At 72.8% G+C, this 25843-nt stretch carries 23 protein-coding genes; 18 read left to right on the forward strand and 5 right to left on the reverse strand.

Going from position 1 to position 25843, the window contains the following annotated elements; all coding sequences use genetic code 11:
* Positions 1–202 precede the first annotated feature (202 nt).
* Positions 203–2416 (reverse strand): hypothetical protein, encoded by a 2214-nt coding sequence (locus AB0K00_RS37665; RefSeq protein WP_363530895.1) that lies wholly within the window; start codon positions 2414–2416, stop codon positions 203–205.
* Between the two features lie 770 nt (positions 2417–3186).
* On the opposite strand from AB0K00_RS37665, the gene AB0K00_RS37670 reads away from it, so the two are divergent.
* From AB0K00_RS37670 to AB0K00_RS37685, 4 genes are read left to right on the forward strand one after another with little or no spacing between them, the layout of a single operon-like run.
* Complete coding sequence (locus AB0K00_RS37670) at positions 3187–3813, forward strand: methyltransferase (RefSeq protein WP_363530898.1); 627 nt, start codon at positions 3187–3189, stop codon at positions 3811–3813.
* A gap of 3 nt (positions 3814–3816) precedes the next feature.
* Positions 3817–5469, forward strand: a complete 1653-nt coding sequence (locus AB0K00_RS37675) for an ATP-binding cassette domain-containing protein (protein ID WP_363530901.1) — start codon at positions 3817–3819, stop codon at positions 5467–5469.
* Positions 5470–5518: 49 nt separating this feature from the next.
* Positions 5519–6319, forward strand: a complete 801-nt coding sequence (gene thiD, locus AB0K00_RS37680) for a bifunctional hydroxymethylpyrimidine kinase/phosphomethylpyrimidine kinase (protein WP_363530904.1) — start codon at positions 5519–5521, stop codon at positions 6317–6319.
* 28 nt (positions 6320–6347) lie between these two features.
* Complete coding sequence (locus AB0K00_RS37685) at positions 6348–6593, forward strand: DUF2630 family protein (RefSeq protein WP_363530906.1); 246 nt, start codon at positions 6348–6350, stop codon at positions 6591–6593.
* A 92-nt stretch (positions 6594–6685) separates the two neighbouring features.
* Here the strand turns inward: AB0K00_RS37685 and AB0K00_RS37690 are convergent, their stop codons facing one another.
* From AB0K00_RS37690 to nirB, 3 genes are read right to left on the reverse strand one after another with little or no spacing between them, the layout of a single operon-like run.
* Positions 6686–7780 (reverse strand): uroporphyrinogen-III synthase, encoded by a 1095-nt coding sequence (locus AB0K00_RS37690; protein WP_363531000.1) that lies wholly within the window; start codon positions 7778–7780, stop codon positions 6686–6688.
* Between the two features lie 44 nt (positions 7781–7824).
* Positions 7825–8145, reverse strand: a complete 321-nt coding sequence (nirD, locus tag AB0K00_RS37695; RefSeq protein WP_363530909.1) for a nitrite reductase small subunit NirD — start codon at positions 8143–8145, stop codon at positions 7825–7827.
* Positions 8142–10655 carry a nitrite reductase large subunit NirB gene (gene nirB / locus AB0K00_RS37700; RefSeq protein WP_363530912.1) on the reverse strand — a complete coding sequence of 838 codons (2514 nt, stop codon included), beginning with the start codon at positions 10653–10655 and terminating at the stop codon, positions 8142–8144. Before nirB ends, nirD begins: the two co-directional genes overlap by 4 nt.
* A gap of 316 nt (positions 10656–10971) precedes the next feature.
* On the opposite strand from nirB, the gene AB0K00_RS37705 reads away from it, so the two are divergent.
* The 11 genes from AB0K00_RS37705 to tsaE all read left to right on the forward strand — a co-directional run bounded on the left by AB0K00_RS37705 (position 10972) and on the right by tsaE (position 21513).
* Positions 10972–11667: a hypothetical protein gene (locus AB0K00_RS37705; RefSeq protein WP_363530915.1), complete on the forward strand. Its 696-nt coding sequence runs from the start codon at positions 10972–10974 to the stop codon at positions 11665–11667.
* Between the two features lie 119 nt (positions 11668–11786).
* Positions 11787–13136, forward strand: a complete 1350-nt coding sequence (locus AB0K00_RS37710; protein WP_363530918.1) for an MFS transporter — start codon at positions 11787–11789, stop codon at positions 13134–13136.
* A gap of 159 nt (positions 13137–13295) precedes the next feature.
* Positions 13296–13739 carry a 50S ribosomal protein L13 gene (gene rplM / locus AB0K00_RS37715; protein ID WP_363530921.1) on the forward strand — a complete coding sequence of 148 codons (444 nt, stop codon included), beginning with the start codon at positions 13296–13298 and terminating at the stop codon, positions 13737–13739.
* 20 nt (positions 13740–13759) lie between these two features.
* Positions 13760–14287, forward strand: coding sequence for a 30S ribosomal protein S9 (rpsI, locus tag AB0K00_RS37720; protein WP_363530923.1), 528 nt, complete (start codon positions 13760–13762; stop codon positions 14285–14287).
* 83 nt (positions 14288–14370) lie between these two features.
* Positions 14371–15717 (forward strand): phosphoglucosamine mutase, encoded by a 1347-nt coding sequence (gene glmM / locus AB0K00_RS37725; RefSeq protein ID WP_363530926.1) that lies wholly within the window; start codon positions 14371–14373, stop codon positions 15715–15717.
* Positions 15718–15730: 13 nt separating this feature from the next.
* Positions 15731–16489 (forward strand): SDR family oxidoreductase, encoded by a 759-nt coding sequence (locus AB0K00_RS37730; protein WP_363530929.1) that lies wholly within the window; start codon positions 15731–15733, stop codon positions 16487–16489.
* 279 nt (positions 16490–16768) lie between these two features.
* The gene (locus tag AB0K00_RS37735; protein WP_363530931.1) at positions 16769–16927 is read left to right on the forward strand and encodes a hypothetical protein; all 159 of its coding nucleotides are present in this window, start codon (positions 16769–16771) and stop codon (positions 16925–16927) included.
* A 10-nt stretch (positions 16928–16937) separates the two neighbouring features.
* The gene (locus AB0K00_RS37740; protein WP_363530934.1) at positions 16938–18371 is read left to right on the forward strand and encodes an NAD(P)H-hydrate dehydratase; all 1434 of its coding nucleotides are present in this window, start codon (positions 16938–16940) and stop codon (positions 18369–18371) included.
* Positions 18372–18809: 438 nt separating this feature from the next.
* Positions 18810–19934, forward strand: a complete 1125-nt coding sequence (gene alr / locus AB0K00_RS37745) for an alanine racemase (protein WP_363530937.1) — start codon at positions 18810–18812, stop codon at positions 19932–19934.
* The gene (locus AB0K00_RS37750; RefSeq protein WP_363530940.1) at positions 19931–21028 is read left to right on the forward strand and encodes an alpha/beta hydrolase; all 1098 of its coding nucleotides are present in this window, start codon (positions 19931–19933) and stop codon (positions 21026–21028) included. Before alr ends, AB0K00_RS37750 begins: the two co-directional genes overlap by 4 nt.
* Positions 21025–21513 carry a tRNA (adenosine(37)-N6)-threonylcarbamoyltransferase complex ATPase subunit type 1 TsaE gene (gene tsaE / locus AB0K00_RS37755; protein WP_363530943.1) on the forward strand — a complete coding sequence of 163 codons (489 nt, stop codon included), beginning with the start codon at positions 21025–21027 and terminating at the stop codon, positions 21511–21513. The genes AB0K00_RS37750 and tsaE overlap by 4 nt, the downstream gene beginning before the upstream one ends.
* Here the strand turns inward: tsaE and AB0K00_RS37760 are convergent.
* A complete protein-coding gene (locus tag AB0K00_RS37760; RefSeq protein ID WP_363530946.1) occupies positions 21478–23547 on the reverse strand; it encodes an Hsp70 family protein in 2070 nt (689 codons plus the stop codon). The genes tsaE and AB0K00_RS37760 overlap by 36 nt on opposite strands.
* A gap of 125 nt (positions 23548–23672) precedes the next feature.
* On the opposite strand from AB0K00_RS37760, the gene tsaB reads away from it, so the two are divergent.
* The 3 genes from tsaB to tsaD are packed head-to-tail and all read left to right on the forward strand — an operon-like array spanning position 23673 to position 25814.
* Positions 23673–24329, forward strand: a complete 657-nt coding sequence (gene tsaB, locus AB0K00_RS37765; RefSeq protein ID WP_363530949.1) for a tRNA (adenosine(37)-N6)-threonylcarbamoyltransferase complex dimerization subunit type 1 TsaB — start codon at positions 23673–23675, stop codon at positions 24327–24329.
* Positions 24326–24781 carry a ribosomal protein S18-alanine N-acetyltransferase gene (gene rimI, locus AB0K00_RS37770; RefSeq protein ID WP_363530952.1) on the forward strand — a complete coding sequence of 152 codons (456 nt, stop codon included), beginning with the start codon at positions 24326–24328 and terminating at the stop codon, positions 24779–24781. Before tsaB ends, rimI begins: the two co-directional genes overlap by 4 nt.
* The gene (gene tsaD, locus AB0K00_RS37775) at positions 24771–25814 is read left to right on the forward strand and encodes a tRNA (adenosine(37)-N6)-threonylcarbamoyltransferase complex transferase subunit TsaD (protein ID WP_363530955.1); all 1044 of its coding nucleotides are present in this window, start codon (positions 24771–24773) and stop codon (positions 25812–25814) included. The genes rimI and tsaD overlap by 11 nt, the downstream gene beginning before the upstream one ends.
* The last annotated feature ends 29 nt before the right edge of the window (positions 25815–25843 follow it).

Below are 25843 nucleotides of genomic sequence, written 5' to 3' on the forward strand. Positions count from 1 at the left end.
CGGTAAGCCCGCAAGCACGGCAGGCCGCTCGCGAGCATGGCGGGTCGCGAGCACTGCTGGTCGCCCTGCGGGAGCGCGAGCATTGCGGCAGGCCGAGGCCCTCCGGCTGCCGACTTCCTCAGGGCGGGTCCCCAGAAACGCAACAACGCGAAGAGAATTCGGTGCTCCGGGCCCGATTTCTCTTCGCGTTGTTGGACGGCGTCTAGCTGGGTGGAGCGGCCGGCAGGGAAGCGGCCGGGGTTGCGTCCGGCTGGATGATGGCGCGGTTGCCGATGATGCCGTTCTCCAGGTACGTCTCGACGATGTCGTACGTGATCTGGTTCGGGTACGGGTCGTCGGGCGTGAACTCCTTGCCGTCGACCCTGGCGATGACCACGAAAGCGATGAAGTGGCCGCGGTAGTTCCAGCCGAGCTGGGTGGGGGCGCGGACGATCGCGTCGGTGCCGGTGCCCGCGCCGACGCTCATGCCGGCGAAGCGGCCCTTCTGGCCGTCGACGATGGGCTTGACGCCGTCGAAGGCGGTTGCGGCGGCCTTCTCCGTGTCGAGGTTGAAGATGCCGGCGGTGATCAGATAGTCCTCGTTGGGTGACTTCATCGTCGCGCGGACGACTTCGGAGCAGCCGGCGCCGGCGAGCAGGGTGGCGAGCTCGTCGGTGGCGGCGGTCTTGCAGTCCGGGGACACCTGGGTCTTGAGGATCAGGTACGGCGGCTCGCTGGCAACCGCGACGATCGTGTTCTGCGGGAAGACCTCGGCCTCGGTGAGCGGGGCGGGGTCGACCTGGCGGCTGCTGATGTCGCGTTTCTTCGGGCCGGCGGTGGCGCTGGAGCGGGCCGAGTCCGGGCCGTTCTTCTCGTCCTTGAAGATGAACCAGGAGCCGAGGCCGCACGCGGCGAGCAGGACGACGACGCCGATGACGCTGAGCGCGGCGATCCAGCGGTGCGGGCGGTGCTCGACGCGGACCGGGTCGATGACGGCTCGGGGTTTGCCGGGGCGGCGGTCGTCGGGACGGCCGGCGGGCCGGTTGCCCGGTGGCTCGCGCAGTGCCCGTTGGGTGCCGGTGCCGGTGTATTCGCCCGTGCCACGTCCACGCCCGCGACGCCCGGAGCTGGGTAGATCGTCGAACGGCGGTGGCCCGTCGTCGAGGGGGCGTCGCTGGTGGGGTGCCTCGTCCCCCGCGGGGCGCCGCCGGGTGGCGGTGCCGCTCGCCTCGAACGCGGCGCTCGGCGGCTCGTAGCCCGCGCCGGTCCGGTCGAAGCCGGCCGGTTCGAAGCCGTCCCGCCGGCGCCGTGCCGTGCCCGTGTCGTCCCGGCGCGGAGGAGCCTCGTCGAAGCCGCGCCCCCGCCGCCCGGTGCCGGTGTCATCCCGCCGGAACCCGGTCGTCTCGTCCCGCCGCAGACCGGAGATCTCGTCGCGCCGGGAGATCTCGTCGCGGCGCAGGCCGGCGGTTTCGTCAGGTGCGCCCGTATAAAAGCCGCCGCGCCGCCCAGCCTCAGGTCCAGCCCCGAAACCGGAGCCCGTCACAGGACCGGAGCCCGCGGCAGGCCCGGGACCGGGGCCGGCGGGGCCGAAACCGGCGCCTGACGCAGGTCCGAGGCCCGAGCCGAAGCCCGAACCGGTCGCAGGTCCGCCGGCAAGTCCGGGGCCGGAGCGCTGCCGGCCCACGCCCGCGTCAGGGCCAGCCGGTTCGAAGCCGCCGCGCCCGCGCCGTGCTGTGCCGGTGTCGTCCCGCCGGAACGCGGCCGGATCCTCCGCACCGCGGGGCCGCCGGCCGGTGCCGGTGTCCATGGCGGCCGCGGGTGGGGCACCGGTGGCGTCGAACCCACGCCGCCCCGCAGCGGTGTCAGGTCCGCCGCCCGCGCGCCGACCCGAGGTCGGGCTTTCCACGGGGGCGCCGCCGGTACCGCCATTGCCGCCGTCAGGGAAGTCAGGGAAGTCGGGGCGGGCCCGGCGACCGCCCGGCGGGGCGGGCTCGTCGAACCTGCGGCGGGCACCCGTCGACGTCGTGTCGGACTCCTCCGCGCGGCGGGTCCGGCGGCCGGTGGCGCTGCCGCTGGTGGGGCTGCTCTCCGGGCGCATCGTCGGGAAGATCGGCACGAGCGGCGGCGGCTCGGTCGAGGCCACGGGCGGCGTGTAGTCCGCAAGGGGCTTGATGATCGGGACGAGGGCGGGGCCGTGATCGTACGACTCCGAAGGGCGAGCCTCAGGGGTGCGCTCGCCGTCCGCGCGGGCCCGGCGGCGGCCGCTGCGCGACTCGGTGGTCTCGACGGGCGGTGGCGGCTCGATCGCGGCGCGTGCCGGCGGCGGCACAGCCGATCGGCTGAACACGCCGCTCGGCGAGTCGCCGCGCCCGGCCCGGGGACCGGCCGGCTCGTCGCGGACCGGCCGGAACGCGCCACCTGCGGCGTCGTCCCGCAACGGCCGGAAGCTCCCACCCGGCGGGTCCTCACGAGGAGCTCGCGGCGCCCGGAACACGCCACTCGGCGAATCCTCGCGGGGTGCTCTGAACGACCCGCTCGGCGACTCGTCACGAGGGGCCCGGAACGATCCGCTCGGCGAATCTTCGCGAGGGGCCCGGAACGACCCGCTCGGCGGTTCCTCCCCAGGTGCCCGGAACGATCCGCTCGGCGAATCGTCCCGCGGCGCCCGTCGTCGTCCGCCAGGTCCTTCCGGCGCACGAGGCGCACGAGGCGCACGGGGATCGACCGGCGGCAACGCCGGCCGGAACGATCCGCTCGGTGAATCATCGCGAGGAGCTCGGAACGACCCGCTCGGCGAGTCCTCCCGAGGCCCCCGGAAGACGCCGCTCGGCGAATCGTCCCGCGGCGCCCGGAAAGACCCGCTCGGCGAGTCGTCAGGGCGCGAACGACCAGGTCGGCCGCCGCGTGGCCCGTCGTCGAAGCCGGGCTCGTCGAACGACGGCGGCGGCGCCGAGAACGGGTCTGGTCCGCTGCCGCGGAGCCCGGCCAACCAGTTGTCGGCCTCGTCCGCCTCGTCCCGGCGGAACGAGTCGGAACGCCGCTTGCGGCGCTGCTCGTTCCCAGAAGTCATGTCGCACAGGGTAGCCGACCGTCCTGGGAGCTGGCGTGTCGGCGATGTTTCGTGCAATCCGAACGAGTGGGGCGCGAGCAGGGCCGTTCACCTGCTTGGGGACAATGCATTGCGTCAGCGGTCAAGGGAGGGGCATCGTGTCCGGCGAGCACTATTTCACCGCCGAGCCGGCAACGGCCACAACGCGGCACGACGTCGTGTTCACCGTGGACGACCAGGAGTTCCGCCTGGTGGCGACGGGTGGGGTGTTCTCGGCGACCCGGCTGGACCCGGGCACCGCGGTGCTGCTGCAGCGGGCGCCGCTGCCGGACGCCGCGACGACCGGGTTCCTGCTGGACCTCGGCTGCGGCTACGGCCCGATCGCGACGGTGCTGGCCGCCAACGCCCCCAAGGCGACGATCTACGCCGTCGACGTCAACCAGCGGGCGCTCGAGCTCGCGGAGCAGAACACGGGCCCGAACGTGATCACCGCGCTGCCGGACGAGGTACCGGAGACTGTCGGGTTCGCGCAGATCTGGTCGAACCCGCCGATCCGGATCGGCAAGCCGGAGCTGCACGCGCTGCTGCTGCGGTGGCTGCCGCGGCTGACCCCGGACGGCACTGCGTGGCTGGTGGTGGCCAAGAACCTGGGTGCGGACTCGCTGCAGCGGTGGCTCGTCGAGCAGGGGTACAGCGCCGAGCGGCACGCCAACCACAAGGGCTTCCGGATCTTCCAGGTGCGAAAAGCGGGCGACGGAACCGCCGCAGCGGCGCAGAATTCCTGACTCGTGGGATACGTGGACGTGGCAGGGGTCGGGCACACCCTCGCAGATGGTCGTGAGCTGTTCGCCGAGGTGTCGTTCCGGGTCGGTGAAGGTGCCAAGGTCGCGCTCGTCGGGCCCAACGGCGCCGGGAAGACGACGCTGCTGAAGATGGTCGCCGGTGACCTGCCGGTGCGCTCGGGCGTGATCGCGCGCTCCGGTGGGCTGGGCGTGATGCGCCAGTTCATTGGGATGATCGGCGACGACCGGACCCTGTACGACATGGCGCTGCAGCTGGCGCCGGTGGACCTGCGAGCAGCGGGGGAGCGGCTGCACGCCGCGGAGCTGGCGATGCACGCCGAAGGCACCGAGAAGGCGCAGCTGCGCTACGCGAACGCCCTGGCGGCGTGGGGTGAGGCCGGCGGGTACGACGCCGAGGTCCTCTTCGACACGGTGAGTGTCGCCGCGCTCAACAAGCCGTGGGACGAGACCCGCGACCGGCCGGTCCGGACCCTGTCCGGCGGCCAGCAGAAACGGTTCGCCCTGGAGCTGCTGCTGCGCGGCGACGACGAGGTACTGCTGCTCGACGAGCCCGACAACTTCCTGGACGTACCGGGGAAACGCTGGCTCGAGGAGCGGCTGCGCGAATCGTCGAAGTCGGTGCTCTACGTGTCGCACGACCGTGAGCTGCTCGCCCGGTCCGCGGACCGGGTCGTGGCCGTCGAGGGCGGCTCGGCGTGGGTGCATCCGGGCGGGTTCGCGTCCTGGCACGAGGCGCGGGTCGCCCGGCACGAGCGCCTCGACGAGCTGCGCCGCCGCTGGGACGAGGAGCATCAGAAGCTCAAGGACCTCGTCCTCATGTACAAGACGAAGGCGGCATACAACGACGGGCTGGCTTCGCGGTACCAGGCGGCACAGACGCGGCTGAAGAAGTTCGAGGAGGCCGGTCCGCCGCCGACGCCCCCGAAAGACCAGGACATCCGGATGCGGCTGTCCGGCGGGCGCACCGGCAAACGCGCCGTCATGTGCGAGCAACTGGAGCTGGACGGGTTGACCTACCCGTTCGACCTGGAGATCTGGTACGGCGACCGGGTCGCGGTCCTCGGCGGCAACGGCACCGGCAAGTCGCACTTCCTGCGGCTGCTGGCCCGCGGCGGCACCGACCCCGACCCGACGCAGACCCCGATCGGGGTGCAGATCGCGCCGGTCGCGCACGGCGGGTCGGTCCGGCTCGGCGCGCGGGTGCGGCCGGGGCACTTCTCGCAGACCCATGACCGGCCCGAGCTGCTGGACAAGACGCTGGTGGAGATCCTGTGGCGGGGCGACGACTGGCGCACCGGCCTGCCCAGGCCGCAGGCGATGCCGGCGCTGTCGCGGTACGAGCTGGCGGCGCAGGCCGACCAGCGCTTCGGCACCCTGTCCGGCGGGCAGCAGGCCAGGTTCCTGGTGCTGCTGCTGGAGCTGTCCGGGGCGACGCTGCTGCTGCTCGACGAGCCGACGGACAACCTGGACCTGGCCAGCGCCGAGGCCCTGGAGGAGGGGCTGAAGAGCTTCGACGGCACCGTGATCGCGGTGACGCACGACCGCTGGTTCAGCCGCTCGTTCGACCGGTTCGTGCTGTTCCGCGCGGACGGTGAGGTCGTGGAGGTACCGGAGCCGGTGTGGGAGGGGCGCGGCTGACGGACGCCCTGTCCGTGGCGCTGCGTCACCATGCGCTCACATTGGCCCGGTGGATCCCTCTGTTGTGCTCACCGTCGGCGCGTCCGACTCGTCCGGTGGTTCCGGAATACAGGCTGACCTGCGCACCCTCGCCGCGATGCGGATGCACGGGGCGTCGGTGGTGACGGCGGTGGTGTCGCGGAACACGCGTGGCACCACCGACGTGTACCCACAGCCGACGACCGTGGTGTCCGGACAGCTCGGCAGCGTCCTGGACGACCTGCCGGTGGCCGCGGTGAAGACCGGCATGTTCCCCAACGCGGAGACGGCGATCGCGGTCGCCGCCCGGGCCCGGTCCGGCGCCCTGCCGAACCTCGTCGTCGATCCCGTCCTGGAGGCCGTCAGCGGCTCCCGGAAGGGCCTCGCGGCGGCACTGGAGCGGCTGCTGCCGCACGCACTGGTCGCGACCCCCAACCGCGAGGAGGCGTCGGTGCTGGTCGGCTGGACCGTCGTCACCCCCGACGACATGGCCAAGGCGGCCGCGCAGTTGTCGGCGGGCGGCCCGCGGTACGTGGTGATCACCGGTGGCGACTTCGTCGCCGGCGACAACGCGATCGACGTGGTCTGGGCCGACGGCGCCGCCAGGATGCTGCACAGCCCCCGGGTCAGCAGCCGCAACACCGACGGCAGCGGCGCCACGTTCGCGACCGCGGTCGCGGCCCGGCTCACCCTCGGCGACGACCCGGCGGAGGCGATCGCCTGGTCGAAGGGGTTCGTCGGCCGCGCGATCAGCGACGCCGCGGACTGGCGGATCGGCGCCGGCACCGGCCCCATCGACCAGTTCGGCTGGTCGGCGCTCACCCTGCGGTAGCGGTACGGCCACCGGGCATGATGCATGTATGGACGAGAAGACGTTGATCCACCAGATCTCTGCGCTCGTGGACGACGAGCACAAACTCCGGACCCAGTTGCAGACAGGAAAGATCACCGAGCAGGAAGAGCACGACCGGCTCGGCAACATCGAGGCGCAGCTCGACCAGCTGTGGGACCTGCTGCGTCGGCGCCGGGCCGCAAAACTGCAGGGCGTCGCCCCCGACGAAGTGCAGGCGCACACGCTGGACGAGGTCGAGCACTACCTGCAGTAACTAGCTGCCCCACCGCAAGCGGCGGGTCCCGCGCGGGGGGTTCCCACCCCGCGGGCCCCCCATGCACCGCTCCGCGACGCACTCAAGCCTGTTCAGTCCACCCGCAGGCGGTAGCCGCGCTTCACCACCGTCTGCACGAACGCGGGGCCGCCGAGCGCGGCACGCAGCCGGGCCACGGCCATCTCGACCGCGTGCTCGTCGGCGCCGCGGGGCAGCTCGCGCAGCAGCGCCGCCCGGGACAGGACCCGTCCGGGCGACGCTGCGAGCGCCCGCAGCACCGCCATCGGGCCGGGCGCCAAGGGCTTGAGCGTGCCGTCGATGATCGCGGCGTGGCCGCGCAGCGTGACCGCGGCGCCCGCCACATGCAGGGTCGGTGCCCGTTTCGGCAGCTCGTCGACGAGGATGCGCACCAGCGCGCCCAGCCGGGCCCGCTGCGGCGCCGCCACGGGCACGCCCAGGCGCTTCAACGGCGCGGCGGTCACCGGACCCACACAGGCGGCCAGAACGTCGGTCCGCAGCGCCTCCAGGACGTCCGGCGCGTCCGAGCCGGCGACGCGCAGCAGCGAACTGACCGCCGGCGCCGACGTGAACGTGACCGAGTCGACCAGCCGGGAGCAGATCAGGTCGACGAGCCGTCGCAGCGGCGCCGGGTCGACGGGCGGGGCCCACCGGTACACAGGGATCTCCACGACGATCGCTCCGGCGTCGCGCAGGGCGGAGGTGAACTCCGGGTGCGGCTCGCCGTGCAGCTGCAGCGCGATCCTCCGGCCGGCGATCCCACCCGGGAACCCGCCGCCGAGGAGGAAGTCGAGGACCTCGTCGCAGCTCTCCGTGTCCGGGGACCAGGCCTCGATCATGCCGGCGGCGCGGACCGCGCCCTTGGCCTTGGGGCCGCGGGCGATCAGGTACGCGTCGCTGAGCCGGGACCGCAGCGCCTCACCCAGTCCCCACCCTTCGGCGGCCTCGATCCAGCCGCGCAGGCCGATGCCGGTCGTGGCGATCACGATCTCCGGCGGGACGTCGACGCACGACACGGTCGCGGCCTTGAGCTCGGTGTCGTCGGCGACCGGCACGATCCGCAGCGCCGGCGCGAGGACGACCCGGGCGCCGCGGCGCTCCAGGAGCGCGCTGAGCTCGTCGCGGCGCCGGTCGGCGGTGACCGCCACGGTGAACCCCGCCAGGGGCAGGTCCTCACCGGACGCCGGCCGCGCTTCCAAGGTGCTGCTCGCGCTCACGTAGCCACCTCGACGAGGCCCTCACGGATCCGCACCCGGTACACCGGCACCCGCACCCCGGGCTGGTCCAGGCACTCGCCGCTGCGCAGGTCGAACGCCTGCTTGTGCATCGGCGACGCGACCGTCGGCACGTCGCCGCGGCTGCCGACGATGCCGCGGGACAGCACCGCGGCGCCGCTGATCGGGTCGAGGTTGCCGAGGGCGTACACGTCGCCGTCGTACACCCGGAACAGTGCCACCTGTGCCCCGTCGACCAGGGCGGCGACGCCGCGCTCCGGCTCCAGGCGGGGGTACGGGCAGACCACGGTCCACTTCATGAGCGCACTCCAAGGACGACGGGAACGGGCTGTCCGCGTTCGGAAGCGAACGTGATCGTCGGGTCCGGGGTGTCCGGCGCGTTGACGAAGGACACGAACCGGGCGAGGCGCTCCGGGTCGTTGATCGTCGCCTGCCACTCGTCGACGTAGGAGCCGACGTGATGGGCCATCATGGCGTCCAGCTCCTCGGCGATGCCGAGGGAGTCCTCGACGATGACGGCCCGCAGGTAGTCCAGGCCGCCCTCCATTGCCTCGATCCACGCCGAGGTGCGCTGCAGCCGGTCCGCGGTGCGGATGTAGAACATCAGGAACCGGTCGACGAGCGTGATCAGCTCCCCGGTCGTCAGGTCGCTGGCGAGCAGGTCGGCGTGCCGGGGCCGGAAGCCGCCGTTGCCGCCGACGTAGAGGTTCCAGCCGTTGTCGGTGGCGATGATGCCGAAGTCCTTGCCCTTTGCCTCGGCGCACTCCCGCGCGCAGCCCGACACCGCCGACTTGAGCTTGTGCGGCGCGCGCAGCCCCCGGTACCGCAGCTCCAGCTCGACGGCGAGCCCGACGGAGTCCTGCACGCCGTAGCGGCACCAGGTCGAGCCGACGCAGGACTTCACGGTGCGCAGGGCCTTGCCGTAGGCGTGCCCGGACTCGAACCCGGCCTCGACCAGGCGGTGCCAGATCGCCGGCAGCTGCTCGACGCGGGCGCCGAGCAGGTCGATGCGCTGCCCGCCGGTGATCTTCGTGTACAGGTTGAAGTCGCGGGCGACCTCACCGATGACGATCAGCTTGTCGGGGGTGATCTCGCCGCCGGGGATGCGGGGGATCACCGAGTAGGTGCCGTTGCGCTGGATGTTGGCCAGGAAGTGGTCGTTGGTGTCCTGCAGCGCCGCCTGCTCGCCGTCCAGGACGTAGTCGTTGTGCAGCGACGCGAGGATCGAGGCGACCGTCGGCTTGCAGATGTCGCAGCCGCGGCCGGTGCCGTGCTCGGCGACCAGCTGCGAGAACGTGCGGATGTCGCGGACCCGGATGATGTCGAACAGCTCCGCCCGCGACTGGGTGAAGTGCTCGCACAGCGCCTTGCTGGCCGCGACGCCACCCTCGGCGAGCAGGGCCTTGAGCAGCGGCACGCACGAGCCGCAGCTGGTGCCGGCCCGGGTGCAGGCCTTCAGCGCGGGCACGTCGGTGCAGCCCTCGTGGATGGCGGCGGTAACCTGGCCCTTCGTGACGGCGTTGCAGGAGCAGATCTGGGCGTCCTCGGACAGCGCCGCGCGGGGCGCGTCACCGGCGAGCAGCGCGAGGGGCGAGGCCGGCAGCGGGCCGCCGACACTGGCCCGCAAGGTCGGATACGAGCTGGCGTCGCCGACCAGGATGCCGCCGAGCAGGGTCTGCGCGTCGTCGGACAGCACCAGCTTCGCGTACGTGCCACTGGCCGGGTCGAGGTAGACGACGTCGAGCAGGTCGGTGCGCAGCGCGTCGCCGAAGCTGGCGACGTCGACGCCGAGCAGCTTCAGCTTCGTGGACGTGTCCGCGCCCGGGAACGACGCGTCGCCGCCGAGGAGCCGGTCCGCGACCACCTCCGCCATCGCGTAGCCGGGCGCCACCAGGCCGTAGCAACGGCCGTCGATCTCGGCGCACTCGCCGATCGCGTACACCGCCTCGTCGCCGGTGCGGCAGCCGGCGTCGACGATCACCCCACCGCGCGCCCCCGTAGCCAGACCCATCGCGCGGGCCAGCTCGTCGCGCGGTCGGATGCCGGCGGCCACCACGACGATGTCGGCCGGGATGTGCGCGCCGTCGGACAGGGTCAGCGCCAGGGTCGCGTTGACGGACTGGCTCGGGCGGATCGCCGTGGTCGCGGCGCCGAGGTGGACCCGGACGCCGAGGTCCTCGACGTATTTGCGCAGGACCGCGCCGCCGGCCTCGTCGACCTGCACCGGCATCAGCCGCGGCGCGAACTCGATCACGTGCGTGCGCAGGCCCAGCAGGCGCAGCGCGTTGGCCGCCTCCAGGCCGAGCAGGCCGCCGCCGATGACTGCGCCGACCGCCCTGCCCTCGGCGTGTGCCCGGATCGCCTCCAGGTCGTCCAGGGTGCGGTAGACGAACACGCCGGCCTGGTCGACGCCGGTGATCGGCGGCACGAACGCGGACGAGCCGGTGGCCAGGACCAGGGCGTCGTACTCGTACATGCCGTGCGCGGTGGTGACCTTGCGGGCGGCCCGGTCGATCGCGAGGGCCGGCTCGCCGAGGCGCAGGTCGACCCCGTCGGGCAGGTCGTAGGTCAGGTCCTGCGCGGACGCGCCGTCGAAGAACGCCGACAGCCGGACCCGGTCGTACGCGGAGCGGCTCTCCTCGGCCAGGACGGTGATCTCCCATTGGCCGGTGGTGTCGCGGGCCCGCAGCGCCTCCACGAACCGGTGCCCGACCATGCCGTGGCCGACGACGACGACCTTCACCGGCTGCCACCATCCAGATCGATACTGGTCATTGCGACACGGGGTGCCCCCGGGTGACGCGGACATGGCGGCACGGTTTCGGCGTTGTTACCGGCCGCAGCCGGCGTGACACCGGGCTGCGAGCTGGGGGTGGCGACCGCTTCGGACATGGCCAAAAGGCTGCCGCCGGGCCGTTTCGCTCCAGCGTCCCGAATGTTTCGCGCCTGCTAAGAGCGCCTCACACGACCCTTGAGCAGGAAGTTACCGCCGGTGCCCATCGAGGGGTCGACGGTGGTCGATGGGTGCGGCCCGGTGAAACGCGGGCCAGATCGTCCCACGGTAGGGTTCGGCGATCTGCTCCAGGGGGTAGACAGAAACGGACCCCGATATGAGGAGGAACCAGATGCGCTCGACCGCCAAGGTCACCATCGTGGCCATAACGGCGCTGGGCATCGGACTCGCCGGCTGCAGCGACGGCTCCGGTACCCCCGGCGCCACGGCCAGCGGCAAGACGTCGGCCGGCGCCTCCGGCGCGACGACGACCACGTCCGGCGGCCCGACCGGCACGACCGAGACCGGCGCCGCGGCGCCGTGCCTGATCGGCACCTGGAAGGCCACCGGGCTCACCGGCAAGCTCAGCGGCCCGGTCACGGGCTCCTTCACCGGTGGGGGCGGCACCCAGCTGACCATCGACGCCGCCGGCAAGGCCCAGGTCGACTTCGGCACCATGCAGCCCGTCACCTTCGCGTTCACCGTCGCCGGCGGCGACGTCAAGGGCAGCTTCGGCTACGGCGGCAAGGTCAACGGCACCGTCAAGACGCCCACGGCCGCCACCGGCACCTGGGAGCCCGTCGGCTCCGTCGACTTCAGCACCCTCAATGTCACCGTCGACCTGACCAGCCCCGCCGCGGTCCGGGTCGCGGACAAGACCTCGATCGCCGACTTCGCCGGCACCGGCACCGCCGACACGGGTGGCGCGGTCGACGCCCAGCCGGTCCTGAAGAAGAGCAGTTACGACTGCTCCGGCGGCACCACGCTCAAGCTCGGCCCGCCGCAGGGCGGCCCCGACACCGGCACTTGGACCTTCACCAAGGCATAGAGGATGTGACCAACGGCGGCGGTTCTCACAATCGTTGAACCGCCGCCGTGGGGGAAACGTTTCGGCGAGGATAAGAAGGGTGCGCGCGACGGAAACCCGGCGTCCCTACGGTCCCCACCATGACTCTCGCCGTGGAAACCGTCGAGCCGGGCGCGCAGCCCCCGCGCCCCCGACGTGGTCGCTGGATCAACGACTGGCGACCCGAAGACCGCACCTTCTGGGATGAGGCCGGCGCGAAGATCGCCCGGCGCAACCTCATCGTGTCCATCCTGTCGGAGCACATCGGCTTCTCGATCTGGAGCCTCTGGTCGGTCTTCGTCCTGTTCCTCGGCCCGAAGTACGGCTTCGACCCGGCCCAGAAGTTCCTGCTCACCAGCGCGCCAACGCTCGTCGGCGCGGTGCTGCGCCTGCCGTACACCTTCGCCGTGGCCACCTTCGGCGGCCGCAACTGGACCATCTTCAGCGCGCTGATGCTGCTGGTGCCGAGCATCCTCGCCGGCATCATCCTGGAGCCCGGCGTCTCCTTCACCACCCTGCTGCTCGTGGCCTCGGTCGCCGGCGTCGGCGGCGGCAACTTCGCCTCATCGATGGCCAACATCAACGCCTTCTACCCGCAGCGGCTCAAGGGCTGGGCCCTCGGCATCAACGCCGGCGGCGGCAACATCGGCGTCCCCGCGGTGCAGCTCGTCGGCCTGCTCGTGCTCGCGACCGCCGGCGCCTCGCACCCGCGCCTGATCATCCTGATCTATCTGCCGCTGATCGTCATCGCGGCCGCCCTCGCGGCGATCTACATGGACAACCTCACGCACGCCGCGAACGACCGGCGCGCCATGCGGGACGTCATCAAGGACCGGCACGCCTGGATCATGTCGCTGCTGTACATCGGCACGTTCGGCTCGTTCATCGGCTTCGGCTTCGCGTTCGGCCAGGTGCTGCTGGTGCAGTTCAAGTCCGACTTCGACACCCCGGTCAAGGCGGCGTATCTCACCTTCATCGGGCCGCTGCTCGGCTCGCTCATTCGGCCGGTCGGCGGCGCCCTCGCCGACAGGTTCGGCGGGGCGAAGATCACGTTCTGGAACTTCGTCGGCATGGCGCTCGGCGCGACCCTGGTCCTCATCGCGTCGCAGCGGCACTCCCTGCCGCTGTTCCTCACCGGCTTCATCGCCCTGTTCATCTTCAGCGGCATCGGCAACGGCTCGACCTACAAGATGATCCCGGCCATCTTCCGGGCCAAATACCCGACCGACGAGAACCAGTCCCGGCGGCTCGCCACGGCGCTCATCGGCGTGGCCGGGGCGGTCGGCGCGGCCGGCGGCGTCCTGGTCAACCTCGCCTTCCGGCAGTCGTTCCTCGCGTACAAGACCGGCGACGGCGCATACCTCGCCTTTCTCGCCTTCTACGCGGTCTGCTTCGCCGTCACCTGGTTCGTCTACCTGCGCAAATCACCCGGGAAACTCGAAGGAGTCTGAGGCCGTTTTGACCGCACAACAGCGGCCCGGTATCGTGGACCGCTGTTGTGCGATGACAAGGCGTCCCCACTGTTCGGGTACGCTAGGTGGTCGTGCGCCCCTTAGCGCCGCCATGAGAGCGCACCCCAGAACCGACGACGTGGAAGACAAGGTAGACCTGTGGGTACGTACAGCCCGAAGCCGGGTGAAATCGAGCGCGTGTGGCACGTCATCGACGCGTCGGACGTCGTGCTCGGCCGTCTGGCCACGCACGCAGCCACGTTGCTGCGCGGTAAGCACAAGCCGACGTTCGCCCCGCACGTGGACACCGGCGACTTCGTCATCGTGATCAACGCCGGCAAGGTGGCGCTGACCGGCAACAAGCGGCAGACCAAGGTCGCCTACCGGCACTCGGGTTACCCGGGCGGCCTCAAGGCGGTCGGCTACGAGGAGCTGCTGACCAAGAACCCCGAGCGGGCGATCGAGCTTGCCGTCAAGGGCATGATCCCGCACAACCGCATCGGGGCCCGGCAGATCCGGAAGCTGAAGGTCTACGCGGGCGCCGAGCACCCGCACGCCGCGCAGCTGCCCCAGCCGTTCGAGATCAAGCAGATCGCGCAGTGAGCGCGGACGAAGGACTGAGCGTGACCGACGAGACCGTCGAGACCATCGACACCGAGGCGCCCGCCGCTGAGCCGGCCGCCGTTGCTGTCGCCACCGTCGAGACCCCCGCGCCCGCCGTTGCCACGGCCACCGCGACGGCCCCGACCCGTTCCCGCCGCGCCGGCCAGCCGATCCAGACCGTTGGCCGCCGCAAGGAAGCCATCGTCCGGGTCCGCCTGATCCCCGGCACCGGCAAGTTCCTGCTCAACGGCCGCGAGCTGGAGAACTACTTCCCCAGCAAGGTGCACCAGCAGTCCGTCAAGGAGCCGCTGGTCATCGTCGAGAAGGTCGACCAGTTCGACGTGTTCGCCAACCTGCGTGGCGGCGGCACCACCGGCCAGGCCGGCGGCCTGCGCCTGGCGATCGCCCGGGCCCTCATCGAGAACGACCCCGATGACCGCCCGGCGCTGAAGAAGGCCGGCTTCCTCACCCGTGACGCCCGCGCCACCGAGCGCAAGAAGTACGGTCTGAAGAAGGCCCGCAAGGCCCCGCAGTACTCGAAGCGCTAACCAAGCTTCTCGGCCGGGTGCACCCTGGAGGTGTGCCCGGCCGATTTGCGTTCGCGGCCTTACAGCTCAACGGAGGTATCGCAGTGGGGCGACTCTTCGGCACCGACGGCGTCCGCGGACGCGCCAACGCCGACCTGACTCCCGAGCTGGCCATGGCCGTCGCCATCGCCGCCGCGCAGGCGCTGTTCGAGCGCGACCACTCCCACGCGCCCCTGGCGGTGGTCGGCCGTGACCCGCGGGCCAGCGGCGAGATGCTGGAGGCGGCCGTCGTCGCCGGGCTCACCAGCGCCGGCGCCAACGTCGTGCGGGTCGGCGTCCTGCCCACCCCCGCCGTCGCGTACCTCACCGGCGTGCTCGAGGCCGACATCGGCGTGATGCTGTCCGCCTCGCACAACCCGATGCCCGACAACGGCGTCAAGCTCTTCGCCGCCGGCGGTCACAAGATCCCCGACGAGGTCGAGGACGAGATCGAGCGGCTCATCACCGAGGGCACCAAGGTCCGCCCCACCGGCGCCGGCGTCGGGCGGGTCACCGACCTCGCCGACGGCGAGGACCGCTACGTGCGGCACCTGCTGACGTCCCTGCCCGGCCCGCTCGTCGAGCTCAAGGTCGTCGTCGACTGCGCCAACGGCGCCGCGTCCTCCGCCGCCCCCGAGGCCTACCGCCGCGCCGGCGCGCACGTCATCGCGATCAACGCCGACCCCGACGGCCTCAACATCAACGAGGACTGCGGCTCCAACCACCTCGGCCAGCTCCGCGCCGCCGTCGTCGAACACGGCGCCGACCTCGGCATCGCCCACGACGGCGACGCCGACCGCGTCGCCGCGGTCACCGCCGACGGCGCCGAGGTCGACGGCGACCAGATCATGGCGATCCTCGCCCTCGCCATGCGCGACGGCGGCCTGCTCAAGGACGACACCCTCGTCGCCACCGTCATGAGCAACCTCGGCCTGAAGATCGCCATGGCCGACGCCGGCATCCGGCTGCTCGAGACCCGCGTCGGCGACCGCTACGTCCTGGAAGAGCTCCGCGCGAAGGGCCTCGCCCTCGGTGGCGAGCAGAGCGGCCACATCATCATGCCCGCGTTCGCCACCACCGGCGACGGCGTCCTCACCGCACTGCACCTCATGGGCCGCATGACCGGCACCGGCCGTACCCTCGCCGACCTGGCCTCCGTCGTGCACCGCCTCCCGCAGGTGCTGATCAACGTCCCCGTCGGCGACCGCGCCGCCGCCGCCAAGGCCGCCCAGGTCCTCGACGCCGCCAAGCAGGTAGAGGCCGAGCTCGGTGGCACTGGCCGGGTCCTGCTCCGCCCCTCCGGCACCGAGCAGCTCGTCCGCGTGATGGTCGAGGCGGCCACCCTCGAGATCGCCCGCGAGGCCGCCGAGCGCATCGCCGTCATCGTCCGCACGGTCTCGCCTACCCGGTAGTAACGTGCGGCGCATGACTGACGCCCGCACCGTTCTCGTCACCGGCGCCTCCCGCGGCATCGGCAAGGCGACCGCCGTCGCCTTCGCCGCGCAGGGCTGCAACGTCGTGCTCACCTCCCGCGACCAGGCAGCCCTCGACGCCGTCGCGGAGGAGATCCACGCCGCCCACCCGTCCGCCGGGGTGCTCGCCCACGCCGCCCACGCGGCCGAACCCGACCAGGCCGGCGCCGCCGTCGACGCCGCCATGTCCCGCTTCGGCGCGATCGACGTCCTGGTCAACAACGCCGGCACCAACCCGTACTTCGGCCCGCTCATGGACATCGACCCGGTCCGCGCCGAGAAGACCGTCCGCCTCAACCAGTTCGGCCCCGTCCTGTGGAGCCAGCTGGCCTGGAAGGCGTCGATGTCGAGCCGCGGCGGCGCGATCGTCAACGTCGCCTCCGTCGGCGGCCTGCTCACCGAGCCCGGCATCGGCTACTACAACGCCACCAAGGCCGCGCTCATCCACCTCACCCGCCAACTCGCCGCCGAACTCGCCCCCGCCGTCCGCGTCAACGGCGTCGCCCCCGGCATCGTGCGCACGAAGCTCGCCCGCGGCCTCTGGGAGAACAACGAGCAGTACCTCAACGACAACCTCCCCCTCGGCCGCATCGGCGAACCCGACGACATCGCCGACGTCATCACCTTCCTCGGCGGCCCCGCGTCCCGCTGGATGACCGGCCAGACCCTCGTCATCGACGGCGGCGCCCAGATCCGCTCCTCCCTGGCGTGAAGTCCTTCGTGAAGTCCTTCAGAGCCTGACTCGGGTCCGTCCTGGGCGCGGTCCGCCGCTCCCGCCAGACACCGGTCAGGCCTTGACGGCCTTCCCTGCCACCTCCGCCTGCAGTCACGGTCCGCGGCCGTGCCGGCCGCGCCGCGACCGTCCCGGCCGCGAACACCCGACCCGGCTCCCCGTCATCGGCCGCGCGCAATGGGGGGCCGGGTGGGTGGCCGGTTGAGTTGGGCGGCGCCGACCCGACGGGACCTCCGCCGGTATGACAGGGTTACCCATGTGATCGTGTCTGCCGGCAAGGCGCCCGACCGCACGCCGCTGCCCGTCGCGCAGGACCGCACCACCCGCCGGCACCTGGCACTGTCGCACGACGGCGGGACCGTCTCCGCGATGGCCGTCGCGGAACGCACCGCCCACATCCCCGGGATCGCAGCGTGAGGAGCCGATCATGAGAGCCGCGTGGCGGGTAGCGCAAGTCCGTGCGGCCGAAGAGGCCCTGATGAAAGAGCTGCCCGGCGGGGCGCTCATGCAGCGCGCCGCCGCCGGCCTCGCCAGGCGCTGCGCCCAGACGCTGCCCAAGGTGTACGGCAGCCGCATCCTGCTCCTCGTCGGCCCCGGCAACAACGGCGGCGACGCCCTCTACGCCGGTGCCCTGCTCGCCCGCCGCGGCGCGCGCGTCGAGGCGCTGGTGCTGGACCCCGACCGGATCCACCGCGGCGGCGCCGCCGCCCTGCACGCCGTCGGCGGTGCCCTGACCAGGGCCGTCCCGCCGCGCGTCGACCTCGTCGTCGACGGCATCCTCGGCATCGGCGGCCGGGGCGGGCTCCGCGAGCCCGCCGCGAGCCGGGTCGCCGAGGTGTCTGGCGCGCTGCGCGGCGCCCCGGTGATCGCGGTCGACGTGCCGTCCGGCGTCGACGCCGACACCGGCGCCGTCACCGGCATGGCGGTCCGCGCCGACATCACCGTCACGTTCGGCGCGTTGAAACCCGGCCTGCTCGTCGGCGCCGGCGCGGTCCACAGCGGGCTCGTCGAGCTGGTCGACATCGGCCTGGAGCCACACCTCGACGGCGACCCCGCCTGCTACGTGCCCGACCTCGAGGACGTCGCCGCCTGGTGGCCGCGGCCCGTCGCCAACGACAACAAGTACTCCCGTGGTGTCGTCGGCGTCGCGACCGGCTCCGGGCAGTACCCGGGCGCCGCCGTCCTGTCCGTCTCCGGCGCGCTCGCCGGCCCGGCGGGTCTCGTCCGCTACGCGGGTGGCGCCGCCGACGCCGTCCGTGCCCACCACCCGCCGGTCATCGCCTACGACCGGGTCGCCGACGCCGGCCGGGTCCAGGCCTGGACGTGCGGCAGCGGCCTCGGCACCGACGACCGCGCGTACGCCGAGGTGCGCACCGTCCTCGGCGCGCCCGTCCCCGCCTGCCTCGACGCCGGCGCCCTGACGCTCCTCGTCGACGCCCGGATGGCCGACTGGCTCCGCGACCGCGACGCCCCGACGGTCGTCACCCCACACGACGGCGAGTTCCAGCGGCTTGCGGGCGGCGCACCCGGCGACGACCGGGTCGCCGCGGCCGTGCACCTCGCCGAGCGGATGGACTCGGTCGTCCTGCTCAAGGGCGACCGGACGATCGTCGCCACCCCGGACGGCCGGGTGTACGTCAACCCGACCGGCACCCCGGCCCTCGCGACCGGCGGCACCGGCGACGTCCTCGCCGGGCTGCTCGGCTCGCTCCTGGCCGGGGGACTGCCGGCGGAGCACGCCGCGGTCGCGGCCGCGTTCGTCCACGGCCTCGCCGGCCGGCTCGCCGCCGCGCGGGGCCCGGTCACCGCCGCCGACGTCGCCACCCACCTCCCCGAGGCGATCGCCACCCTGCGCCGCTGACGCCCAGCCGCTGACGCCCACGCCAGCTGTCCACCGGCCGCTGGCTGCCGGTGTGCCGCTGGCTGCCTACCACCGCCAACCGCCAATTACCGCCAGCTGCCCACCGGCCGCCAGCTGCCCACCGGCCGCCAGCTGCCCACCGGCCGCCAACTGCTACGAACGCCAACCACCGCCAGCCGCCCACTACCCGCTGGCCCGAACAGACGCTGGTCAATGCCCAATTTTGCCCATATTTGTGCGATAGATGGTGGTCGACCTACCCCCATTTCAGTGATCAGCTCGCGGGTAGATCGCACACCGTCTATGGACGGCGGTCCTGGTGGCGGCGGCTCCGCGCCATGTGACCAGGCGGAGATGGTGCCCGTGCCGGTGAGGGCATGATCGCACCGCGGGGCCGGGGCGGGCCCGGCGGCGGGGGCACCGCTTAGGCTTAGACGCATGTGGCAGGCTCAGGTCCGGATCGACCTCGACGCGATCCGGCACAACGTGGCGACCCTCCTGGGCCTGCTGCGACCCGGGACCGCCCTGATGAGCGTGGTCAAGGCCGACGCCTATGGCCACGGCCTGCTCCCGGTCGCGACCGCCGCCGTGCAGGCCGGCGCGACCTGGCTCGGCGCCGCCACGCTCGACGAGGCACTGACCCTGCGCGAGCACGGCATCACCGCGAAGATCCTGTCCTGGCTGCACAGCCCCGGCCGCCCGCTGCACGAGGCGGTCGCCGCCGGCATCGACCTGTCCGCGTCATCGCCGGCCGCCCTGGACGAGATCGTCCGCGGCGCCCGGCAGGCGCGGCAGCCCGCCGCGGTCCACCTGAAGATCGACACCGGCATGTCCCGCAACGGCGCCGCCCGCGCCGACTGGCCGGCCCTGCTCACCGCCGCCGCGCAGGCCCAGGCCGCCGGCGACATCGAGATCGCCGCCATCTGGAGCCACTTCGCCTGCGCCGACGAGCCGGGCCATCCGTCGATCCTGCGGCAGCAGCTCGCGTTCGACGACGCCCTCGACGTCGCCGCCGGGCTCGGAGTCGAGCCGCCGCTGCGGCACCTGGCCAACTCCGCCGCCACGCTGACCCTCCCCGAGAGCCACTTCGACCTGGTGCGGGCCGGCCTGTCCACCTACGGTCTCTCGCCGATCCCCGGCGCCGCCCCCGACCTGCGCCCCGCGATGAGCGTGCACGCCAGGATCGCCATGGTGAAGGCGGTCCCGGCCGGCGAGGGCGTCTCCTACGGTCACACGTACAAGATCCTCAAGGACACCAACCTCGCTTTGGTGCCGGTGGGCTACGCCGACGGCGTCCCCCGCGCCGCGAGCAGCCGTGGCGTCGTCGAGATCGGCGGGAAGGTCCGCCGCGTCGTCGGCCGGGTCTGCATGGACCAGATCATGGTCGACTGCGGCGACGACGACGTGCACGCCGGTGACGAGGCCGTGCTGTTCGGCGACGGCACGCGCGGCGAGCCGACCGCCGACGACTGGGCCGTGGCCGCCGACACGATCAGCTACGAGATCGTCGCGCGGATGGGCAGCAACCGCACGCCGCGCGTCTACGTGGGGGAGCAGGCATGACAGGAAGCGACGTCGAGATCAAGAACAGCAGCCGGCGCCGCAAGGTCGGGCTCATCGGCGCGATCCTCGGCGTGGCCGCCGCGGGGGTCGCCGCCGGCGTCGCCACCGAGCGGTATCTCGTCCACCGGTCGAAACGCGCCGACGACGAATACGCCGATGAGGAGTTCGGCGTCTGGGACTTCGACGAGGAGCTGACCGTCACCACCGACGACGACATCGACCTGCACGTCGAGATCGTCAACGGGCCCGACGACCAGGCCGACGCGGAGGGCGAGCCCACGCTGGTGTTCGTGCACGGGTTCTGCCTCGACATGGGCACGTTCCACTTCCAGCGCAAGGCGCTGCAGGGCAAGCACCGCATGGTCTTCTACGACCAGCCCGGCCACGGCCGCTCCGGCAAGCTGAGCAAGGGCGAGTATTCCCTCGACGCGCTCGGCGCCGGCCTCCGCGCGGTCCTGCAGGCCACCGCCCCGACCGGCCCCGTCGTCCTCATCGGCCACTCGATGGGCGGCATGACGATCATGGCGCTGGCCGAGCAGGTCCCCGAGCTGTTCGAGTCCAGGGTCGAGGCGGTCGTGCTCATCTCGACCTCCGCCGGCAAGCTCGACCAGGTCAACTTCGGCCTGCCCGACGTCGTCGCGAAGTTCCGCCGCCCGCTGCTGCCGGTGCTCGGCATCGCCGGCCCGATCAGCTCCGGCGTCGTCGACCGGGCCCGCCGCGCGTCCACCGATCTTGCGTGGCTGCTCACCCGGCGATACGGGTTCGGCACCGCCCGCCCCAGTCCGGCCCTGGTGTCCTACGTCGAGAAGATGAACACCACCACCTCGACCGACGTCATCGCGCGCTACCTACGGACCCTCTACACCCACGCCCGGCTGCTGGTCCTCGGCCCGCTGCGCCGGGTGCCGGTCCTGCTCGTCTGCGGCGACCGTGACGTGCTCACCCCGCTCACCCACACCCGCGAGATCGCCGCGGTCCTGCCCGAGGCGGAGCTCGTGGTCGTCGCCGACGGCGGCCACGTCGTCATGCTCGAACACGCCGACGAGGTCAACGAGGCGATCGAGACGTTCCTCAAAAGGGTCCTGTCCCGGTGACCCTCACCCTGCCGACCGTCGCCGACACCCACGCCTTCGGCCGCCGGCTCGCCGCTGTCCTGCGCGCCGGCGACCTCGTCCTGCTCACCGGGCCGCTCGGCGCCGGCAAGACGGCCCTTGCCCAGGGCATCGGCGCCGGCCTGCGGGTCCAGGGTCAGGTGACCTCGCCGACGTTCGTGATCGCGCGGGTCCACCGGCCCGCCACCAGCGGCGGCGTCGCCATGGTGCACGTCGACGCATACCGGCTCGGCGACGTGAAGGATCCCCTCGGCGAGGTCGACGCCCTCGACCTCGACGCCACCCTCGAGGACTCGGTGACCCTGGTCGAATGGGGGGAGGGGCTCGTCGAGCGGCTCACCGACGACCACCTCGAGCTGCGCCTGACCCGCCACGACGACGACTCCCGCACCGTCACCGCCGTCGCGCACGGCCAGGGCTGGGCCGGCAGGCTACGCGGGCTGCAGGACCTCCCAGACGTCGACTGAGGTGCCCTCGTCGTCGGTGCAGCGGGCCAGCAGGTGCCGCCCCTCGTGGCAGAACGCGGTGCGGACCTGCCGGGCCGGGGACAGGTCGGCGCGGAACACCTCCGCCGAGGTCTCCACGTCGCGGACCCGGACCGAGCCGTCGAGCACCGCCGCCGTCAGCCGGCCGTCCGGGGTGGACATCTCGGTGGCGAACGCGTCGGCGCGGCTGGAGTCGCTGTACCCGGTGAACCGCCTCGTCAGGTCCTCGCCGACGACCCGGTCGAGGCGTTCACCGGTCGCGAGGTCCCAGACGGTCGCCACGTCACGGCGGTAGCGCCCGACGCTCGCCGCGCCCTCACCGGTGGCGACCAGCCGCCACTCGCCCTCGTTGACGAGGACCGCGTCGGGACGGTGCGCGTCGGAGAAGCTGCTGGTCATCCGCCCCGACAGCACGTCCCAGACGCAGAAGTGACCCTCGGCGTCCCAGGTGACCAGCGACAACTGATGGTTGGGGCCGAACGCGACCTGCCCGTGCCGGTCGCGGCCCGCGCCGCGGCCGGGCCGCAGCTCCGTGACGAGGGCGCCGCTGTCGATCGAACGGACCTTCACGTATTCGCCGGTGCGGGAACACTCCACGAGCGTGCGGCGGTCCGGCATGAGCAGCCAGTCGCCGGTGACCCGCAGATGATGGCGTTTGGCCAGCTGGAACCGCTCCACCGCCGGGGAGATCCGCACATGGGCGGCGGCCGCGCCGGACACGACCATGCCGCCGATCGGGATGCGGTGCTCCAGCAGGACCCCGTCGGCGCGGCCCGCGGTCAGGTCGAACACCCGGTCGTCGGCGGTGCGGACCTGCGCGAGCGGCGCACCCTGCGGATACGCCTCGCCCTCCTTCACCAGCCAGCGGACCAGGCGGCCACGACCACCGGGCACCGTCCACGCGAGGGGCTCCACCCGCCACGGCGCCGGGTCCGCGGGCAGCGAACGGCCGACGCGGCCACCGGCCAGCCGGGCCGCGCCCCGCAACACCGCCAGCTCCGGCTCCGCCGGCCTGGTCACCGGACGGTTCAACCCGTGCCGCAGCGCCGGGGCGACGCTCGGCAGGTGCGCGTTGCCGCCGACCAGCAGGACCGCGGCGACGTCCGCCGGCACGATCCCGGCCCGCGCGATGACCGCCCGGCAGCTGGCGATCAGCCACCGGTTCGCCGGCTCCGTCAGCTGGTCGAGGAGGTCCCTGCCAATGGTGTACGGCGGTGCGCCCGGCTCGATGCGGTCCGTCGCCTCCGGCGCCTCGCTCAGCTGATGCTTGAGCCTGCGCACGATGTCCAGAGCGTGGAAACCGGCCCGCACGCTGACGTCACCACCGGCCGTGAACGCGGGCTCCACCCACTGCGCCAGCTTCGCCCGCAGGTCCGCCGCGAGCACCACGTCGAGGTCGCGGCCGCTGCCGGAGCTCTCCTGGCTCAACGGCACCGGGATTCCGTGCTGCAGCTGCGTCAGCGTCGCGCTCCACGTCGCCCCGAGGTCGCAGACCAGCAGATACCCACCCTCGGCGACCTCCAGCGCGGCCACCGGGTCCGCGACCGCCGCCGACGGGTCATGGACCAGCTCGACGTCGGGGAACCCGGCCACCGCCGCGGCCGTCACCAGCAGCTCCCGCCGCGGGTCATGGGTCCGGTACGCGGCCGGCACCGTCACCACGAGCCGCCCGATCCTGCCGTGCCGCCGCCCGGCCTCCTCAATGATCGCGCCGAGCGCGGCCGTGACCAGCTCAGCACCGTTGACCAGCTGGTCACCGAGCCAGATCGGCGCGTTCGCGTCGACCGCGCGGCGCACCCCGTCGACGTAGTGCCGTGGATGCTCGTCCCGCAGCCGCTCGGCGGCGCCCCCGGCGGACAGCCTGGGGCGGCCCGGCGCCGGGTCGAGGCTCGCACCGGCCGGCCAGCGGACCGCCCCGGTGAGCGGCTCCCGCAGCAGATGCAGCTGGTCATGCACGACGACAGCGGCGGACATGGCCCAGGAACCCATATCCACAACCAGGACCGGCTCGGTCATCGGCTCTCCTGACGCGCCCTGCGTAGATGTCGGCCGATGCTAGGCCCGGCTCGTTGCGAATCGGTTAACTGACCGCAGTCACGACCCCAAACCTGCGTCACAGGCAGGTCGGTAGAGTTGGCGCCGTGCTGGTGATGGTGGTGGACTCCTCGACGCCCGCGGTGACGGCCGCGCTCGTCCGCGTCACGGACGACGAGGTCACCGTGCTCGCCGAGCGGGTTACCGTCGACGGCAGAGCCCACGGCGAGCTGCTCGCCCCGCAGATCCAGGCGGTCCTCGCCGAGGGCGGCGCGGCACCCGCCGACCTGACCGCTGTGATCTCCGGCACCGGCCCCGGCCCGTTCACCGGCCTGCGCGCCGGCATGGTCACCGCCGCCGCGTTCGGTCACGCCCTCGACATCCCCGTCTACGGGGTCTGCTCCCTCGACGGGATCGGCCACGGGCAGCCCGGCCGGCTGCTCGTCGCGACCGACGCTCGCCGCAAGGAGGTGTACTGGGCGGTGTATGACGGCGGCGTCCGCGTCGAAGGGCCCGCGGTCGACAAGCCCGCTGTCGTCGCTCAGCAGACCGCCGCCGGCGCGGCCGCCGGTGACGGCGCCGACAAGTATGCCGAGGTGCTCGGCCTGCCCGTGCTGCCGCCGCGGTACCCGTCCGCGCGCGCCCTCGCCGCTCTCGCCGCAGACCGCATCCGGGCCAAGGCACCCGGCGAGACCCTGACCCCGCTGTACCTGCGCCGCCCCGACGCGGTCGCCCCCGGCGAGCGGAAGCCGGCGCTGCCGTGACGGTCGAGCTGGCCGAGCTGCGCTGGTTCCACATCGACGCGCTGCTGCCGATCGAGGACGAGCTGTTCGGCGAGGAACGCTGGTCCGCCGGCATGTTCTGGAACGAGCTGGCCAGCGGCCACCACTACCTCGTCGCCCTGGAAACGGGCCCGGGCGGCGACCGCGTCGTCGGCTACGCGGGGCTCGCCCTCGCCCCACCCGACGAGGCCTGGATCCAAAACGTCGGGGTGCGCAAGGACGCCCAGCGGCGCGGCATCGGCCGGCGCCTCCTCGAGGCCCTCCTCGCCGAGGCCGAACGGCACGGTGCCCGGCAGGTGCTGCTCGAGGTCGCCGTCGACAACCTGCCCGCACAGAAGCTCTACGCCGGCTACGGGTTCGAGGGCGTCGGCGTCCGCAAGGGCTACTACCAGCCGAGCAACACGGATGCACTGGTGATGATGCGTGAAGACTGAACCCTTGGTGCTCGGGATCGAGACCTCCTGCGACGAGACCGGCGTCGGCATCGTCCGCGGGCACACCTTGCTCGCCGACGAGGTCGCCTCCAGCGTCGCCGAGCACGCCCGCTTCGGCGGGGTCGTGCCGGAGGTCGCCAGCCGCGCCCACTTCGAGGCCATGGTCCCGACCGTGCAACGGGCCCTCGACACCGCCGGGATCACCCTCGCCGACGTCGACGCGATCGCGGTCACTGCCGGCCCCGGCCTCGCCGGGGCGCTGCTCGTCGGGGTCGCCGCGGCCAAGGCATACGCGCTCGCCGCCGGCAAGCCCATCTACGGCGTCAACCACCTCGCCGCGCACGTCGCCGTCGACACCCTCGAACACGGCGCGCTGCCCGAGCCCGCGATCGCCCTGCTCGTCTCCGGCGGCCACTCCTCGCTGCTCAAGGTCGACGACCTGGCCGGCCGGGTCGAGCCGCTCGGCGCCACCATCGACGACGCCGCCGGCGAGGCGTTCGACAAGGTCGCCCGGCTGCTCGGGCTGCCGTTCCCCGGCGGGCCACCGATCGACCGGGCCGCCCGCGACGGTCAGATCGTCATCCCGTTCCCGCGCGGCCTGACCGCCGCCCGGGACCTCGTCGAGCACCGCTTCGACTTCTCCTTCTCCGGGCTGAAGACGGCCGTCGCCCGCTGGGTCGAGGCCCGGCAGCGCAACGGCGAACCCGTCCCCGTCAACGACGTCGCCGCCAGCTTCCAGGAGGCGGTCTGCGACGTGCTGACGAACAAGGCCGTCGACGCGTGCCTCGACCGCGGCGTGCGGACCCTCGTCATCGGTGGCGGCGTCGCCGCCAACTCCCGCATCCGCGCCCTCGCCCAGGAACGCTGCGACCAGCACGGCATCACGCTGCGCGTCCCGCGACCCGGCCTGTGCACCGACAACGGCGCCATGGTCGCCGCCCTCGGCGCGCACCTCGTCGCCGCCGGCGCCGCACCCGGCCGGCTCGGCCTGCCCACCGACTCGGCGATGCCGATCACACTGGTCACGGCGTGACTGGAGCGAAGCGGAGGGCGTGCCGTGAC

The organism is Dactylosporangium sp. NPDC049525, assembly GCF_040676755.1.
Classification (GTDB): Bacteria; Actinomycetota; Actinomycetes; order Mycobacteriales; family Micromonosporaceae; genus Dactylosporangium.